15 protein-coding genes are annotated in these 17,032 nt (G+C 36.8%); 8 read left to right on the plus strand and 7 right to left on the minus strand.

The window, feature by feature from the left end; all coding sequences use genetic code 11:
• Positions 1 to 6 precede the first annotated feature (6 nt).
• Positions 7 to 237, plus strand: a complete 231-nt coding sequence (locus QUD79_RS00780) for a hexameric tyrosine-coordinated heme protein (RefSeq protein ID WP_184422117.1) — start codon at positions 7 to 9, stop codon at positions 235 to 237.
• Between the two features lie 57 nt (positions 238 to 294).
• Here QUD79_RS00780 and QUD79_RS00785 read toward each other — a convergent pair whose 3' ends face one another.
• Positions 295 to 1,245 carry a DMT family transporter gene (locus QUD79_RS00785; RefSeq protein ID WP_184422114.1) on the minus strand — a complete coding sequence of 317 codons (951 nt, stop codon included), beginning with the start codon at positions 1,243 to 1,245 and terminating at the stop codon, positions 295 to 297.
• Between the two features lie 460 nt (positions 1,246 to 1,705).
• Positions 1,706 to 4,129 carry an alpha/beta hydrolase family protein gene (locus QUD79_RS00790; protein ID WP_184422112.1) on the minus strand — a complete coding sequence of 808 codons (2,424 nt, stop codon included), beginning with the start codon at positions 4,127 to 4,129 and terminating at the stop codon, positions 1,706 to 1,708.
• Between the two features lie 215 nt (positions 4,130 to 4,344).
• Between QUD79_RS00790 and QUD79_RS00795 the strand changes: the two genes are divergently transcribed.
• The 6 genes from QUD79_RS00795 (at position 4,345) to QUD79_RS00820 (ending at position 8,829) form a co-directional block, all read left to right on the plus strand.
• Positions 4,345 to 4,785 carry a DUF1294 domain-containing protein gene (locus QUD79_RS00795; RefSeq protein WP_184422395.1) on the plus strand — a complete coding sequence of 147 codons (441 nt, stop codon included), beginning with the start codon at positions 4,345 to 4,347 and terminating at the stop codon, positions 4,783 to 4,785.
• A 132-nt stretch (positions 4,786 to 4,917) separates the two neighbouring features.
• Positions 4,918 to 5,112 carry a DUF1294 domain-containing protein gene (locus QUD79_RS00800; protein ID WP_184422109.1) on the plus strand — a complete coding sequence of 65 codons (195 nt, stop codon included), beginning with the start codon at positions 4,918 to 4,920 and terminating at the stop codon, positions 5,110 to 5,112.
• A gap of 147 nt (positions 5,113 to 5,259) precedes the next feature.
• A complete protein-coding gene (locus QUD79_RS00805) occupies positions 5,260 to 6,135 on the plus strand; it encodes a carboxylate/amino acid/amine transporter (protein WP_184422106.1) in 876 nt (291 codons plus the stop codon).
• Positions 6,136 to 6,302: 167 nt separating this feature from the next.
• Positions 6,303 to 6,689: a hypothetical protein gene (locus QUD79_RS00810; protein ID WP_184422104.1), complete on the plus strand. Its 387-nt coding sequence runs from the start codon at positions 6,303 to 6,305 to the stop codon at positions 6,687 to 6,689.
• Positions 6,690 to 7,363: 674 nt separating this feature from the next.
• The gene (locus tag QUD79_RS00815; protein WP_085285910.1) at positions 7,364 to 8,020 is read left to right on the plus strand and encodes a Qnr family pentapeptide repeat protein; all 657 of its coding nucleotides are present in this window, start codon (positions 7,364 to 7,366) and stop codon (positions 8,018 to 8,020) included.
• Between the two features lie 185 nt (positions 8,021 to 8,205).
• Positions 8,206 to 8,829 (plus strand): tyrosine-type recombinase/integrase, encoded by a 624-nt coding sequence (locus QUD79_RS00820; RefSeq protein WP_085285911.1) that lies wholly within the window; start codon positions 8,206 to 8,208, stop codon positions 8,827 to 8,829.
• Between the two features lie 169 nt (positions 8,830 to 8,998).
• On the opposite strand, the gene QUD79_RS00825 is transcribed toward QUD79_RS00820, so the two are convergent.
• The 5 genes from QUD79_RS00825 to QUD79_RS00845 all read right to left on the minus strand — a co-directional run bounded on the left by QUD79_RS00825 (position 8,999) and on the right by QUD79_RS00845 (position 15,902).
• On the minus strand, positions 8,999 to 10,474 hold the full coding sequence (locus QUD79_RS00825) for a serine hydrolase domain-containing protein (protein WP_184422100.1): 1,476 nt from the start codon (positions 10,472 to 10,474) through the stop codon (positions 8,999 to 9,001).
• 254 nt (positions 10,475 to 10,728) lie between these two features.
• On the minus strand, positions 10,729 to 12,393 hold the full coding sequence (locus QUD79_RS00830; protein WP_233144071.1) for a TniQ family protein: 1,665 nt from the start codon (positions 12,391 to 12,393) through the stop codon (positions 10,729 to 10,731).
• Between the two features lie 8 nt (positions 12,394 to 12,401).
• On the minus strand, positions 12,402 to 13,373 hold the full coding sequence (locus QUD79_RS00835; protein ID WP_158088370.1) for a TniB family NTP-binding protein: 972 nt from the start codon (positions 13,371 to 13,373) through the stop codon (positions 12,402 to 12,404).
• Positions 13,374 to 13,386: 13 nt separating this feature from the next.
• The gene (locus tag QUD79_RS00840) at positions 13,387 to 15,273 is read right to left on the minus strand and encodes a TnsB C-terminal domain-containing protein (protein ID WP_085285907.1); all 1,887 of its coding nucleotides are present in this window, start codon (positions 15,271 to 15,273) and stop codon (positions 13,387 to 13,389) included.
• A gap of 2 nt (positions 15,274 to 15,275) precedes the next feature.
• The gene (locus tag QUD79_RS00845) at positions 15,276 to 15,902 is read right to left on the minus strand and encodes a hypothetical protein (RefSeq protein ID WP_085285906.1); all 627 of its coding nucleotides are present in this window, start codon (positions 15,900 to 15,902) and stop codon (positions 15,276 to 15,278) included.
• 515 nt (positions 15,903 to 16,417) lie between these two features.
• Here QUD79_RS00845 and QUD79_RS00850 point away from each other — a divergent pair.
• A complete protein-coding gene (locus tag QUD79_RS00850) occupies positions 16,418 to 17,032 on the plus strand; it encodes a restriction endonuclease subunit S domain-containing protein (RefSeq protein ID WP_085285905.1) in 615 nt (204 codons plus the stop codon).

Genomic DNA, 17,032 nt, shown 5'->3' on the forward strand with positions numbered 1-17,032 from the left:
TTTAACATGTCAGAACAATGGTTAACAAGCTTAATAACAGATGATGCTCAGCAAGGTTATGAGTTGGCAATAAAGCTATCAAGAATGGGGGTTAAATATACACAACCTTCAGATGAAGTTAGAGGGAAGTTAAGGCCTGTTTATGGTGAAGACGCTAATAGTTTAATCGCATCTTCACAAGTTATTGCTATAAACTTTCAAACGGTATCTGCAGCTAATAATTACTGGCGCAAATAACTTCTTTATATTCAGCTGCTTTATTAAAGGCAGCTGTTTAAATAAGGCGAATGTAAATTATTTAGTTGTTATCACCGCTTCTTTATTTGTTTTAGTACTTTTATCTGGAGTGGTTAGGGCTACATTTTTATTTGCTAAATACTGTAATATTAATGTCGCTAGTGTTGAAGCACCTATACCTATCCATATTATTGGCGCTACACTTTCTTTGAAAACTACAATAGCCATTAATGCAACACAAAGTGGGTTAAGGTAAATATACGCTGATACATTAATTGGCTTTAATACAGTACTTGCTTTTTGGTACAAATATGAAGTGATAAAGGTCGCGGCTAGTGCTAAGTAAGCCATACTGGGGAAATATTGATAATCGAAAGATTGCCAGTTCAATGAAACGCCTAAAACTAGTGCCGCAATAAACATCCATATCACGCCACCAAGTAAGTTACCGAAGGTCATTATAGTTACATCGTCACCCCGATACAGCAGCTTCATTGAAATAGTAAATCCGCCCATAAACAAAACGCCCAAACTAAAAATTAAATCGCCTTTATTAAGCGCCAATTGGCTTAATAGCTGATAATTACCTTCAAAAATAACCCAAATTGTGCCCATCATTCCTAACAGGTATATAAATAGGCTAGTGACAGTTAACTTTTGCTTGAAAAAGAAAATGCTTAATAACGCGGTAATTAGTGGGGTAAGTGTAAAAAGTGAACCTACATTCAATGCTGATGTACTTAACATTGAAATAAAATGACAGGCAAAATATCCGCTATAAAAAAAGCTAATAACAAGGCTTCTAGGCATAACTCTTATTAACTTTTTTAACGGGTTTTTCTTAAATAATACAAAGGGAGCCAACGCTAAAGTGGCAATACAAAATCGCATTAAATTTAATGAAATAGGGTGTAATTGATCAGAGATATTTGCTGTTGCAATAAATGATCCTGCTACAATCAATGTGGCAAGAACTACCTGTAAATGTGCTTTGAGCTCGTTGTTCATTAATAAAATACCTATCCATTTAAATTAAATCTGCATACATAGCGCTCAAATATAATCATAAGAACAAACGGGTCGTAAAATAAGCATGTAGCGATACTTTTACAATAATAACTCCTGATACTTGCGGTTATCACACACCTATACAAAGCCAGAATATATTGCTAATTAATTAGCCAGAAATCGTCTGTTTGTGCAACAGCAGAGAATAAGGTGATGATAAATCAATTGTTTAGTGATGTATATGAGATAGGCGAACTTTTTTTACCTTATGGTAAATTAAAGGAGTTAAGCGGTTATTGCTGACGGAGCGTAGTTATAATGCCTTAGTTAGACGCGTTATTTAATTGTCGATAGTGGTATGTTGATATAGCTCTGAAGTTTAAACTGAACAACAATTAAAAGGCCATACTTACAAATAGTAAGTATGGCCTTTATTGACTAAATGTTTTTATATGCGTTTTTAATGTTTCTTAGCATCACTATCTGCTGTGGCTACATATTTTTCTAGCCATTGATGTTGCTCCCACAACATATGCAGCAAAGACTCTCTAGCTCTATAACCATGTTGTTCATGCGGTAACATTACTAAGCGAGCATTGCCACCAAGCCCTTTTAATGCAGCAAACATACGTTCAGATTGCATCGGAAAAGTACCTGAATTTGGGTCTTCTTTACCGTGGATCATCAACATTGGCTCATTAATTTTTTCCGCATGGAAGAAAGGAGACATAGAGGCATAAGCTTGTTGCCCTTCCCAGAAACTGCGTTCTTCACCTTGGAACCCAAATGGCGTAAGCGTACGGTTATAAGCACCGCTGCGTGCAATACCTGCTTTAAACAAATCGCTATGTGCTAATAGGTTGGCCACCATAAAGGCACCATAGGAATGGCCAGCAATAGCAATACGGTTTTTATCGGTAACGCCTTTTTCTACTAACACATCAACCGCTGCTTGAGCACTAGCAACGAGTTGTTCACGAAAGGTATCATTCGGTAAGGCATCATCAAAACCCACAATTGGCATTTTAGCACCTGAAAAAACGGCAAAGCCTTGTGCTAAATGTGGCATTGGCCCCCAATAACTCACACGAACAAACTCATAAGGCGAGTCTGACACTTGTCCGGCTACTGCTTTATCCTTATATTCTCTAGGATAAGCCCAAATCAAGGTAGGTAAAGGTCCTTGTGATTTGTCGTACCCAGCAGGTAAATACAAAGTACCACTTAGCTCTACACCGTCATTACGAGTATAGGTTAACTTTTCTTTGCTAATACCAACAAAAGCAGGGGTTGGATGTGGAAAGTCGGTAAATTGGGTTAAAGTGTTTTTACTTAAATCACGAACAAAAAAGTTAGGTTGTTCGGTAGTGGACTCACGTAATGTCATTACTTTATCAGCTTGATCATTCAACACTAAAACAACTCGCTCGTAGTATGGTGCTTGCGACTGCCATAAGTTCGTTACTTTTTTAGTGCTAAAGTCAAATTGATTTAAGAAAGGTATATTGCCTTGGCTAGACGCACCATTACCCGTTAAATAAACACTATTATTGTTATTAAAGGTTTTTATCACGTTTAAACCGAATTGATTTCTTTGCATAACAAAGCTACCAGGGTCGCTATAGCGATCATTATAAGAGCGCTCTTGAAAAAGTACTTTCTGGTCTTTGCTATCACTTGGATTAAACTTCCACTCTCTAAATTGACGATCGCTAAAGCGCCAGTCGCTGATCGTGGCAAAGGTATTATTTCCCCAAGTAATATTGCTAAAACGACGTTCTACTTTTTGTAATAACTCAGGATCGCCAGTAAACGGAGAAGCCCATGTATAAACGTGGTCATGGTAGCCAACGTCTACATTCATATTACCGCCGTCTTGCGCTTCAGCCCACACTAAAGTTGAAGCGACATCGCTGCGCCAACTTACATTACGACGACCTTCTCGAACCGAATCAAACCCTTTCGGAATATTTTCACCAGAGGCTAAGTCAGCAACTTGCGTTACAAGTTTACCTTTCGTTGTCCATACCTGAGTTTCTAGAGGAAAACGGCTAGCAGGAACAAGATAAGAGAATGGCTTTTTAATTTGAGAAACTAATAAATACTTACCATCAGGTGAAATAGAAAAACCCTTATACATAGCAACTTTACCCAGAGTAGTAATTTTGCCTGATAATTTAATTTCTGCTAATTGAGAGTTGGCTAAAAATTCTAGGAGCGCCTCATCGTAAGGAGTTTTTAATAAGTTAGAATAGGTTCTAACTGCTGCTTTTTTACCAGAAGTCACTTGAATTACTGGCTCAATCGCCGCTAGAGACATTTGTGGCTTTTCACTGGCTTTAGCAACGGTTAAACGAGTGTAAAACCCAGTTGAATCTCGCTTCCAACGATATTTTGTTCCGCCAAGTGAAGCATTAATTGTTTTCTTACTAACTTGCTTTGTTTTATTTTTTTTAAGGTTATAGCTCCACAAGGTAAGGCCTTGCTTATTTTCTACTATAAAAGCCAAGTATTCAGAATTAGGTGAGAAGCTTACGCTCATTATTTTGCCAGCAGGCAAGTTTTTAACGGTAATCTGTTTATCACCGTTCACTTCTTTTAGTGTAATACCTGTATAACCACTAGAGCGGCTTGGCGCAAAAATACTAGTGTTTATTCTTAATCCTGCCAGCTTTACTTCTTCTTGAGCAAGCTCTTCAATAGACTTGGCTCCTGGGCGTGCCAATAAAGCAACCCACTTTTTATCTGGAGAGATGGTTACGCCAGGCTGCCTTGGTGCATCAACTAAATCGGCAAGTTGTTTAGGCGGTACTTTAAATCCGCTATCAGCAAAAACACTTTGACTGATAAAAACAGTAATTAAGATGAGTAAGAGACGTTTCAATTCGGTGATCCTTTTCAGAGTTTGAAATAATATACCACCATAGCAATATTTGATTTGTAAGGAAATTGTAAAAGATTACAATAACTATTTTTTACGATGAACTACATGAATCAGTGGTTTAATTAATGAGAACTGCGATTGCTAAGCATAAAGTTTCAGAGTGAATTGATTTAATTGATTATGTATTATTGGGCCACTGTAAAAAGGGATTGCTTATGCGTTTAAAAGGAAATTTACTTAATTGGGATGCGGTAAAAGGCTTTGGGTTTATTGCACCTAACGGAGGCGGTGACCATATATTTATTCATAAAACAGCCTTTTTAAATCGTAAACGTATACCAGAAGTTAATGACATAATAACTGTCTCTATTGGAAAAGATAAACAAGGCAGATTCTGTGCAGAGCAAGCAACATTTGCCGGGGAAAAGCTGAGAAAACAACAAGCAAAAAAATCAAATAAGATTTCAGTTTACCTGTCTATAGTTTTTTTAGGCTTAATGATTGCATTGTCGCTAACGCACCATATTCCGTTAAAGCTCAGCTTAATTTATTTTTTTATGAGCGCAGTTACATTCATCGTTTATTTTAATGATAAGTCTAAAGCTAAACGTAATTTATGGCGAACACCTGAATCTACCATATACCAGTTTCATTAATTAAGTGATCTATTTTATACGCAGTGAAAACAGTCAAATACAAGGCATTTATTTTCATAACTAGTGTTCTAATTATAAAATAAATAACGCAGTAGTTGACTGTTTTAGCCAGTAGAAATGATCACATAGTTAGTGAGATTGGTATTACATATACTAGCCCTTTTAGGCGGGTGGCCTGGCGCCGCAGTCGCTCAAGAAATATTACGTCATAAAGCTAAAAAAAGAGACTTTAGGGTAATTTTTTGGTTAACCGTAATGATTAATTGTGGTGCGTTAATATGGCTAATGTCAAAAGGTAGTAACGCTTTATTAGTATTGTTAAGTTAAACTCTACGTTGAGTATTTATTCGTTACCAACGTAAATACTTGTTTTTGCGTAGCTCTTAAATCAAATTTGTTTATCTACAAACAGATATACCCATAATACAGAAGTAGGTAAACTTACCGCCACTTTACCTATACGGATTTCTTTTCATGTGGATGCTTATCACCGTCACGTTAATTTGGGCGTTTTCATTTAGCTTAATTGGCGTATATCTAGCTGGGCAGGTAGACGCTTGGTTTTCAGTATTAATACGTGTAGCGCTTGGTGGGTTAGTGTTTTTACCCTTTTTAAGGCTTCGTCAAATCAATTTGAAGCTTGCCATACAGTTGATGGCGTGCGGTGCTGTTCAGCTTGGTATAATGTATGGGTTTTATTACCAGTCTTTTTTATACCTTTCAGTACCAGAAGTATTACTTTTTACCGTTATGACACCCATTTACATTACCTTACTTAACGATCTAATTGAGCGGCGTTTGAATGTGGGTTTTATTATTAGTGCGTTATTGGCCGTTATTGGTGCTATTACCATTCGTTACGAAGGGATTGATCAAGGCTTTTTAAAGGGGTTGTTGATTGTTCAAGGGGCAAATATTTGTTTTGCTGCAGGGCAAGTAGGTTACAAACGTATTATGGCCAAACAATGTGAACAGATATCACAGCACACAGTGTTTGGTTTGTTTTTTGTTGGGGCCTTAATGATAGTGATCCCTTGTTACTTAATACTTGGAGAACCGGCAAAGTTACCTACTACTTCGCTACAGTGGTCGATTTTAGCTTATCTAGGTATTGTTGCTTCTGGTTTAGGGTATTTTGCATGGAACAAAGGGGCCACACAGGTGAGTGTAGGAACATTAGCTGTTGCCAACAACTTACTCATACCCGCGGGAATAATAGTCAATATAGTGTTTTGGAATAGAGATGCAGATATCCCCCGACTTATCATTGGCGGGGGAATTATTTTATTTGCACTTATAGTAAACGATAAGTTTAGCCAGAAAATAAACCAAGCTAAAAGACATAATTAATCTGATGAATATACTAACTCTACACTAAGGCACAGCGTATTCTATTTTCTAAGGTCGCCATTTATTGATCTAGTCGAATATTATTGATGATAGTTATAAAATAATGCATCAACAATCTAGATTCTATAGCGTTTTTACCTCAATATTAGAAAATATGAAGACTTAATATGGAAAAACATATAATGCAAAGTAGGGTAGTTTTATTAATAGTGTTACTGATTGGATTGATGGGGTGCACAGAGTCGGTAGATATTCAGCTAGAGCCTGAAGTTCGTATGTATTTTAGTGATAAACCAGCTCAGCCTATCGTTATCAATGATAAAGATGAAGTGTATGTGTCGTTAAACACATGGCTAAATGAGAATAAATCAGATTGGTATGCTACCTCGGGTCGTTACCCTGGTGGTGTTTACGTAAAGTCTGGAGATCGTGGTATTCAAGTCACCCAAACAAAAGTTATTATCTATTCAACAACCACTAAAGAACCGAGAGCTATATATATTCACGACCTTAAAAGGGGGGAATTAAGCGAAATAGTGAAGCTGGTAAAGTGAATTGATCAGATAAATATTTAGAGGTGAGACTCTTTGTTGTCGTTACTTATATTGGGCAATAAGTTTAGGAAAGTGTCAGCAGATTAATGCTAAAAAAAGTGTGGATCTTCGAATATTTCAAGAATGAGTGATCAGGGATGATAAACCCTATAGACAAGCAAGTGAATTTATTTATGGCTTTTCGTGTCAAACATCATGAGAAAATTGCTCTTATATCTATAAATAACGAGAATATTACTATCCGATGTTGGAGTTGAGCCAGATATTCATTTAACTTGCCTTTTTATTCAAGCGTCGATTTAAATCTTGCTAGATGGGTGATGAATTAAATCAAATCTGACAGTCGCAAAAGCCACCACAGCGGTCATTCACGTGAGTGTCTTTTTATGACTTTAAAGTGTGCCGATTGCAGTCGATTTTCAAAAGCTAACTTTACATAGATAGTTAATGATTCAATGAAGAATAGTAACCACCTTCACCCTTCATTTAAGATGGTAAAGTTTATTCTTTAACGTAACATGTATTTTTATGTTTTTATGCCCTTTAAACCTCATTTTGGTGCCTTTAAGCACCCAAATAACGAAGTTTTAAGTCATTGATATTAAGGTGTTTTTATTGGTGGCTTTTTTGTGTATTGATGATAATCTTCTCGAATTATCACTTGGAGGGCAATTATGCTAACAACGAACAAAACCTTTATCGACCACGACTTTTCTAACCAAGACCTCAAAGATATGCACTTTAAGCAGTGTAATTTCTATAACTGTAACTTTAATAGGTCTGATCTAACGGATATCAAATTTATTGAGTGCAACTTTGTCGAGCAAGGTGTCGATGATGGGTGTCGATTTGATTATGCCAACTTACGAGATGCCAGCTTTAAGGGGTGTAGATTATCTATGTCTAGTTTTATCGGAGCGAATTGCTTAGGTATTGAATTCAGGGAATGTGACTTGAAAGGTGCTAATTTTTCTAAAGTGAGTTTTGAAAATAAAATATCACGTAATGCATACTTTTGCTCGGCATACATCACTGGTTGTAATTTATCTTATGCAAACTTTGCTGGAGTACGCATTGAGAAATGTGACTTATTTGAAAACCGCTGGAGTGGTGCAAATCTTCAAGGTGCTTCACTTACAAATTCAGACTTAAGCCGAAGTGAGTTTTCAGAAGATGCTTGGGAGCAATTCCAAATGCAAGGCTGCGACTTAACACATACAGAATTAAATGGTCTCAACATTCGAAGAGTAAGGCTTGATGGGGTTAAAATTTGTGATTGGCAACAAGAGCAACTGCTAGATAGCTTAGGAGTTATCATATTACCAAGCTAAATAGGCAAACTATTAACTTAAATTTAAGCCTATTAGCTCCTTATGGAGTTAATATTATAAATTGTTCTATACATGTTTTCTAATATCTCAAAGAATACATCAAGTGATAGAAGGTCAATGACAGCAAAGAGCTTAAAGTTCACAATAGACCATACTTAGTTCTCCTTTAATAACGGAGAACTATCATGTTTACTTTAACCGTTTATAAACCATCAGAGCCTTGGAATAAAAACAAAATTGTTGGACAGAAATTACCGCTTAAGCTGCAACAAATTTGGGCAATTCGAATCAGGCTTGAATTAGTAAATAATATAAGAGATCTTGCTCTTTTTAACCTTGCTATTGATAGTAAGTTAAGAGGATGCGATTTAGTAACTCTAAAAATAAGAGATATTGCTCACGGAAAAACTATTCAGTCGAGGGCTATTATTGTTCAACAAAAGACAGGATTACCAGTTCAATTTGAACTTACCGAAAACACTCGTAATTCAGTTCAAAGTTTAATTACAAATTTTCAACTAAGCTCAAATGATTATTTATTCAAATCTCGTATTCATTCATCAGAACACCTATCAACACGTCAGTATGGAAGGATTGTTGATGCTTGGGTTTCCATGATTGGTTTAGATCAAACCCAATATGGAACTCATACGATGAGAAGAACGAAGCCATCATTGATATACAAAAAAACTAAAAATTTACGAGCGTGCCAATTGTTGCTAGGTCATCGAAAGCTTGAAAGCACTGTCAGGTATTTAGGGATAGAGGTAGATGATGCTCTTGAGATTTCAGAAAGTATCGATTCTTAATAATATGCCAGTTCTACATTTAGGAACTGGCATCTACGCCACCATAGCGGTCATAGATATTTTAAATTAAAGCAACAACTCTTCCGACAATTACAGGCATAACGCCATTAAATAACACGTTAACTAAAGCAACAGAAAAAACTAATAGATCGAAAAACAATATGTTTTTCTATTTTTGTACTGTACCTTCGAGTTTCTCAATTTGTTCTTTAGCTCTTCTAGACTTGGGAGATATTTTTAAAACTAATCGGTAGTTTTCAATTGCTTTCTTTTTATTGCCAATTTCAGACCAAATATCAGCTAAGCTTTCTCTTGCGTTGGGTGAATTAGGGAATTTAGTGGTAAGAAACTCAAAAGCGGGAATTGAAGATTCCGCCCCACTACCATACCTAATCGCATATGCCCGATACAGTAAAAAACGCTCTATCAGTGCTTCATCACCATCGAAAATATTCGACACTGCTTTGTAAACTTCTATTAGACCCTTATCATTTTTTTCTAAAATGTTACTTAAAAATTGTTCTTTTATGGCTGCCATTTCAAATTTGTCAGGATCAACAATTGCCATTAAACTATCTGCCAACACATCAGTCCAAACATCATAGGCATTGCCATTAGTCGCATAGACAAGTGTATAATTATCTGTGCTATCTTTGGGATTAAAATAATGGCGTAGCTTTACATGATTACCACCATCATGGCCAAAATGATAATATCCGTCCTCAAAATCGTACTCAAATCCAAATGCATAACGTCCTTTCTTTCCGTCAGCCAGCTTCATCGGTTGCCACAATTGCTTTAAAGTTTTTTGACTGACAAATTTGCCAGTGACGAGTGCGGTCATAAATGTTGCAAGGTCTTCGGGAGTTGAATAAAGTGCAGAATGTGAAAATGTATATTCTGGCCAATCAATATTCATATTCTTTCTAATCTTGCCGTTAACCCCACGATAGCTAGTAACATGGTTATTGATGATATCTTTTGCACTTGTATGCCCTGTATTTTTTAATCCTAAAGGGTTAATGATTTCCTCCGCCACTAATGCTTGATAAGTATTACCTGTCTTAGCTTCTATAATTGCAGAGAGTAGGAGAAAATTTGTATTGTTATAGCTGTTTTTTGTGCCTATCTCAAAATGTTCAGGTTCATCAATAAGAGACAAGAAAACTTCTTTTTTGGTTGGTAAAAAAATGCCATTTTTCATTGCTATATCAAAATAACGGGGAATACCAGATGTGTGGCTTAATAAGTGTTCTACAGTAACAGACTGCCATTGTTTTGGGAGATAGGGTAAATATGTGCGTATTGAGTTTTTAAGATCAACACTCCCTTTCTCAACTTGTTGCATCATTAGCACACTCGTTAATAACTTGGTAATAGAATAACTAGGGAAAATGTGTTTTTCGGTAATATCAACATTTAGTTCGATGTTAGCGACCCCATGCAGACCTCGATAAAGTATTTGATGATTCTTTAGAATTAAAACCGACTGGCCAACGACCCCATACCTTTCATTATTTATCGCCAATTGTTGGTTAAGTGATGTATACATAGAAAGTGGTATTTCTTCCAATGCGTTGGCTGAATTACAATTGATTAAAATAAATAATGAAGTTGTGAACAAGACGGAGAATAAATATTTCATCGTTTTCCTTGGTAAATGATTAAAGTCGTTAATTAGATGAAGTAAGTAACTAAGAGGTTTAAGACTGTAAAATATTAATATTTCATTTGCTCTTTTTTACAGTATTACACATACGAAATATAATCTGAATCTACTTTGAATACTCTATGATTAATACCCATAAAAAGGTATAAACTTCAATTTTATATAGAAATTTTGAACGACAGGTTTGAGCTTATTGCGGTCTGTTAGGTTTTGTAAAGCTGTGATATTTATTAAAGTACTAATTCAAGCTGCTCTTGTTTGTCCCATGTTGTATAAACCTTTGCCATTAAAAAGTCTTGTAAACCTTGTGTCTTTTTGAAGATGAATGGTGGAATATCTGCTTTGAACCCTGCTTGATGCAGACTACTTAGTACCTTTCCTCGGCTAGCATTGTTTAGAGCTGACCAACGTTCAATACAGGTGTAATTCGCTAGAAACTGGGCAATTGAAGCACCAGCAATCATATGTTTGTTTTTGGTGCTCGGTAGCTCTACAAGCACGCCTTGTTTAGCTAACATTAGTACTTGGTTACGAGGAATGCATAAAATGTTTTTAGCGCGTGTTAATGAAATTGAATGCTCATTTTTTAAATATGTAGTTTCTAGGTGATTGGCAATTACTTTTTCGTTTATTGATATTGCCTCAACTAGTGTTTCAGCAGCGGAATTAATGTGAATCGGTAATTCATATAAGTAGATTTGCATGATGAAATCATCAGTTGTCATGGTGAACGTTTTCATCAGGTCAGTTGGACTAGTTAGTGGTGTTGTGTTTGCAATATTTTCAGAGTTTATTTTTACTGATTGCTTAATAAAGTCAGTAGTATCAATGAAACTAAACCGTCCACGACCTACGGGTGCTAATGATGAAATCGACGGGATTTTAAATATCCTTCTCGTTAGCTCTAAACTACAGCCTGTCATTTGAGAAAAACCATGCTGGTCGAGTTGATGTATAAGGCTAATATCAGCAGCTTTCATGCTTAAATCTGTTACCGAGTTATTTCGAGCATTGCAGCTAGTAAATTGATGAGAAGGAAGAAAATTGGTTAAAGGCGATACATTGCAAAGGCTTGGCTTTATAGCGTTTACCAGCCAGTTCAGGTGCAGCTTTTGCTGCAACGTTATTAGTGGATAGAAAACTGCGTTACTACCAAAAACTTCATAATCACTTCTCACATGCGCCATTGAATGACACCAATCCTCAATAACATTTCTGTCAGTTAACATGTCATATGCTTGGGTAGACAGTTTGGTCCAGTCAACGTTACACTTTGGTAGCTGCTTAATACCGTGATGTACAGAGTCGTATGGTCTTAAAGCTCTCATACAAGCAGTTAAGAGATCTTCTAAAAAATCGGCTTGCGCTTGTCCATTTAAGCGATAGAAATGAAGTACATGATCAGGAGCAACTTGTTGTTCTTGTTGATGAGCAATTTCAGCCCAAGATGCAAAACAATTACTGCACCCATATTCTAATAGTTCTTGATCCCACTTGAATTTTTCACCACAACAGCAATGAGTCATTAACTTCAAATTATGCTTCGGGCAGTGTGTGATCGGATATAGTTGCCATTGAGTATTGGTTAAACTTTTCTCAGCTAGGCATGATGGACACACATGAGGGTGTGTATCCATCATTGGTTTTACGCCTATCCGGTTTGATTGTGATTTCGTTTCAGCGATATGTATCGGTGAAAACACCGACACATCTTCTATATCAACTAATTTTTTTACAAAGTCCAAAAGGCTAGCATCACTGCTTTCGATACAAATGTTTTTATCACCCTTATGCTCAGTAAAAAGACGTTTTACACTGTCATAATCATTGGCACTAGATAATCTAACGATAAAACTTCGAATGCTCTCTAAAGGCTTTGGAGCAAGACTAGTCATTAGTTCCACTATGCTTTCTCCTTGCCTTTATTTTTGGACTTTCCTTTGCCCTTTAGTAGTAGCTTTGTGAGGCCAACTTCAACTTGGGCTAATGTTGCAGAAAAAGGATTAAACAATAGTTCAGTATCTTCTGGCTGAAACTCGACATAAGCTTTTGCTAGAACCTCCTGTGTGATTGCCTTCGTGCTACCAGCAATTTCTATGGCTTCCATGAATAATGGCGTTAAAAAACCAAACAAACCTCCTGTTGCTGCAAAAAGGCGCTTAAGCATACCTTCTGATGTTAGGTTAACCTCACACTCAAGAATTACTTGATACTGCTTAACGAGAGATTTCCAGTGTTCAGTACCTACTTCATACGGCGCTAGAACATGGAGGCGACGATTTCGACGAAACAGTTGTCTTTCATGTTTGAATCGAGTTTTTCCTGTCAACAATGACTTACTGCTTTCCATACCTACACACACTACTGGAATTCTAGTATCAGTCATGATGGTTTTAATTGCGTCAGCCGCATGTTGAATTGATATACTTGAGGACTCTCGTGTTAAGTGTTGAGTTTCATCAATAATAATCAGTTCAGTTTTCGCTGCGATTAATCGCGATACCAATCTACCTTGTATATTCTCCTCGGTTCCTGAAATAGTCTTTAGCTCAGTTAGGTTTCTTAACAATCGAGATACCATCACTTTCGACGTAGCCTTTTCGGGCAAACTTGCATAGAGCACAGGAACAATTTTCTGACCATCTTCAATATATCGCGGGGATTCTTCAACATATTGCTCTGATAACCACGACTTACCGCTCCCAGATTCACCAATAAATGACATTGATTGAACACATTTAGTACCACGAGTTGCCCGGCAGCGGTCAAACTTCTGCTTGATAATAGTAATGTCTGGCGTTTTAATTTTTCGCTCTAAAAACACCAAGGAATCATCAAGTAGTTCACAATCATTTGCCGCCTGTAATTTAGTCATATCGATAGTCTCCTTATTCATCATCAACTCCAAATCCATCTGTTGCATTTCGTTCTGTTTCGGTAATAGTGCTAGTTGCTGCATGGTCTTCCTCTAGTTCTTTAGTGGTATTTTCAATAATTTCTGAATCTTGAATTAAGGTGTCAGATTCAACATGAGTGCCGTTGATACGACGAACACGGTTTTGAGCCTGAGCTTGTCTTGCTGACATCGGGACGGGTGCATTAGCACTATCAATTTGTTTAGTTTGTGATTTCAAAAAACTAAATCCTTGGTCGCGTTTTACATCATCAACATTAGGAACTTCAATCATGATCCCATCACTGATTACCGTAATTGCAGAAGCATCAAAGTCATCAATTAACACCTCCATTTTGCATGAACGGCTGCCAGAGTTTTTTAATTTACGAGTGATAATTTCTTTTAGCTCATGACTATGAAAGCGTTGACCTCTATGGGCTATACCACCAGAAACTGAACAAGTTAATGTTTTTGCATTACCGCGAAGCATTAATCGGTCATCGAAATCAGCTAGCGTGATAACTTCTTCTTCATCAATATGGTTATTCCACATTTCATAGGGTGTAAATCCATTGATGCCGCGATTACCTGTGTGGTGATAAACATTTTGAATATAGTCTTCGAACATCAGCATAAATTCACTAACACTGAGTTTTGCAGCTTGCTTCAATGTTTGTTCTGTAACTTTCACTTCACTTTTCTTACCAAGATAGCCATCTAAATTTTTGAAAAAAGCTTGGCGCATAGTGCCTATAGCCCGCTCCACATGGGGCTTTTCGTCGGCTCTTCTAGAACGACATCTCACGATATCTGAACCTATAGCGTTAAGAAACTTTGCAGTCATCTCAGCTCGATAACCCGCACCATTATCAAATACATAGCAAAGACCAATACCTGACATGGGATTTTTCTCTGGATCGTCTTTAAGGCGCATAGAGTGAGCTAGTGAATGAATAACAGCCGCGGCAGATTCTTTTGTATGACCTACTTGTACTGCATACCCTAAAATTGCACGACTAAAGACATCCATAACAAGAAAAATTGTGACTTTGCCAGCGTATGTACCGTCTTCATTAAGTAAGCCAATATTTATTTCACAAGCATCACACTCAATGCGTTCAAGAGGGAATGAAGTCTTATAGACTTTAAGTGCAGCACGATTCTCATTTTCAGCATACTTCTTACCATAACGAGCTAAGTCCACTTCATATTTAGACAAGCCTTTGATGTAGCGTCTAAAGGTTGAAAGTGACGGAATAGAAAAACCTTCCAATTCTCGCTTACCTTTTGCAAACGCTATCTGAAGCTGTTTGTAAGCAAACACCACCGTTGGGCGACTCGTTTTCAGATAATGTTTTTTGATAACTTTATCCATCACTTCTTGAACTTCATCTACAACGCGAAAGCCTTGATCTTCTTTTAACGCCACCTGAAGGCGCATATCTTTGCCATCGATTAAATAACGTGAAAACCAAGCATGCACTGTTTTCCATGCAGGTTTTTTGGGGTGCTGTTTTTGTATTTTTTTAAATACAGAATCAACGACTCTCTCTGGAACTCCCGCGGTACAAGGATTTTCAACTTGGTCAAATGCTTCACAGTAAGCTAAGCGTCTATCATGCTCTTTTTGCTGTTTTTTGGTTAAGCTAACCACGCAACGTAAGTGAACGGGTGCAGCCATCAAATGAAGTTTTTTCTCATTGGCTGCGGCTTTTAACTCTAACGTTGGGTAGTGTCGATGTTCACCGTTAGCAAATTTAACCAAAGTGACTTCTTGGTTGGCAAATTGAACAATACCGTGGCGGCCAGCAAGTTTAATTGACTGACCATTGCTAAGGTTAATTGATTGGTCGCTAGTAAGTGAGATTGCAGTATTCATAATTAATGTACTCCTAATGTAAGTTGGGTTTTTTCTGTCAGTGACTCTTTATAATCAAAAATAAATTTTTGATGCCCTAGTAGAGCCAGAGTCTGTTTTTTGGGGTAACCAAGTGATTTCATGTGTTGACTGAGTTCACCAAAAGTTGGGTTTGTACCGACAGCGCATATCACGCCATCCATACAAATGTGATCAATACTTAAACGATGGTAGTGATGTATTTTCTGTAAATTAGCTACTTGTTCTCCCTGATATACATCCTCATCAGTGATGTAGGAAAGAGGTGCTTTACCTGCTTCTGAAAAACAAAGGCGCAGATGATTAAAACGCTCAACTGCACGCTTACCTTTTGTGAAAATTGCAGGTTTCGTTTCTACGTTTTTTGGCCCCTTAGTTGTGTCAACTTCAGTATCAGGGGTATAAAAACGAGTAACGCCTTTATCATCTATATAGCGATACTCTTTGGGCTGGGTCTTATAGCTCAAGACATCCAAGTCGTATTCAAAGTTTCGTTGAGCCATTGACTCCAGATGGGACTCTCCCCATTTGTACTCCCCGCCATCTTTGTATGATTTACTCAGGCGAATCTGTCTGTCCGAGCGCCAGTTATGCATTACTCGTTGTGCCATTTTTATTACCTCATTTGTGAATTTTGAGCACAAGAATCCCCTAAGCGGATTTCTCGCTAAATTTTTCTGTACAGTTATGTAAATTTTCTTAAAAAAAGCGTGCAAAAGTCCGTAGATAAAAAGTGTTTTTCATCTAAATTCTTTCTTTAAAAATTAAAGAAGCTGTTAACTAAGCACGCTGTTCGGCTAGAATCTAAGCCTTGTCGGTAGTTCGGTATTATCAATAAATGACAATATCTTTGGAGACATCAAAATACGTGAAAACTTAAATGTAATTGATTGTATTAACCTTGAACTATGACGCTTATTAATTTTATTGTGTTTTAAGTTAAAACAAATTCTTCGTTTTGCTTTATCGAAACAATGTTTTTTGATTAACAATTAAATATCCTCCGCGTCAGTAGCCATGTAGATGAAGCAAAGTTTAGGGGGGTAAAAACACTACGTCAACACCTGAAAACTTGAAACGCACCACGCGTTGCGATAAGGTTGTAAAAAAACACTCCAGACTCCTTATGAAAAGTACTGTCAAAAATATTCAGATAATTACACTAAACGGCAAGTTTTTTCGCGAGGGTGTGAAAAAGTTAGTTGAAGTTGCAAAAAAGGCAAAAAAGAGAGAGCATTTTATTATTCAATTAAGAGATATTGTTAAAAATGAACGTGGTTCGTATCTAGATTTATCAAAAATTGCGAGAGTAAACGTAGTAAATAGCAAACCAACAGACTTTCTTAAAAAAGATGATGTTTTAATTGCACTAAAAGGGGTGGAAAAAAAAGCATTCCTTTTAAAAGAAGTTCCTTATAAAGCAATCGCAACGAATCATTTTTTGATTTTAAGATCCCCCAATAGTCAAAAAATAATGCCGGAGTTTATTGAATATATTCTAAATTCAAAAGAAAGCCAGAAATGGCTGTATGTAAACGCTGGCGGTTCGTACAGCAGCACATTAAATAAGAAAACTTTATCAAACTTACCTTTTCCTGATCTTTCTATTGAAGACCAACGAAAAATAATTGCACTTAATGATGAGTCCAAAGAAGAAAAAAAATTGCTTCTAGACTTGATTGAAAATAGGGAGCAGCAAGTTCAAGCGTTTGCCACGAAGATTATTAAGGCAGGAAATTAG

Origin of the sequence: Thalassotalea piscium, from assembly GCF_030295935.1 — a bacterium.
GTDB classification, from domain to species: Bacteria; Pseudomonadota; Gammaproteobacteria; order Enterobacterales; family Alteromonadaceae; genus Thalassotalea_B; species Thalassotalea_B piscium.

What these genes read in the sequence shown, in the direction of transcription:
- QUD79_RS00780 (WP_184422117.1), top strand. Translation starts at nt 7, where the DNA reads ATGTCAGAACAATGGTTAACAAGCTTAATAACAGATGATGCTCAGCAA.
- QUD79_RS00785 (WP_184422114.1), bottom strand. Translation starts at nt 1,245, where the DNA reads ATGAACAACGAGCTCAAAGCACATTTACAGGTAGTTCTTGCCACATTG.
- QUD79_RS00795 (WP_184422395.1), top strand. Translation starts at nt 4,345, where the DNA reads ATGCGTTTAAAAGGAAATTTACTTAATTGGGATGCGGTAAAAGGCTTT.
- QUD79_RS00805 (WP_184422106.1), top strand. Translation starts at nt 5,260, where the DNA reads ATGTGGATGCTTATCACCGTCACGTTAATTTGGGCGTTTTCATTTAGC.
- QUD79_RS00810 (WP_184422104.1), top strand. Translation starts at nt 6,303, where the DNA reads ATGGAAAAACATATAATGCAAAGTAGGGTAGTTTTATTAATAGTGTTA.
- QUD79_RS00815 (WP_085285910.1), top strand. Translation starts at nt 7,364, where the DNA reads ATGCTAACAACGAACAAAACCTTTATCGACCACGACTTTTCTAACCAA.
- QUD79_RS00820 (WP_085285911.1), top strand. Translation starts at nt 8,206, where the DNA reads ATGTTTACTTTAACCGTTTATAAACCATCAGAGCCTTGGAATAAAAAC.
- QUD79_RS00825 (WP_184422100.1), bottom strand. Translation starts at nt 10,474, where the DNA reads ATGAAATATTTATTCTCCGTCTTGTTCACAACTTCATTATTTATTTTA.
- QUD79_RS00830 (WP_233144071.1), bottom strand. Translation starts at nt 12,393, where the DNA reads ATGACTAGTCTTGCTCCAAAGCCTTTAGAGAGCATTCGAAGTTTTATC.
- QUD79_RS00835 (WP_158088370.1), bottom strand. Translation starts at nt 13,373, where the DNA reads ATGACTAAATTACAGGCGGCAAATGATTGTGAACTACTTGATGATTCC.
- QUD79_RS00840 (WP_085285907.1), bottom strand. Translation starts at nt 15,273, where the DNA reads ATGAATACTGCAATCTCACTTACTAGCGACCAATCAATTAACCTTAGC.
- QUD79_RS00845 (WP_085285906.1), bottom strand. Translation starts at nt 15,902, where the DNA reads ATGGCACAACGAGTAATGCATAACTGGCGCTCGGACAGACAGATTCGC.
- QUD79_RS00850 (WP_085285905.1), top strand. Translation starts at nt 16,418, where the DNA reads ATGAAAAGTACTGTCAAAAATATTCAGATAATTACACTAAACGGCAAG.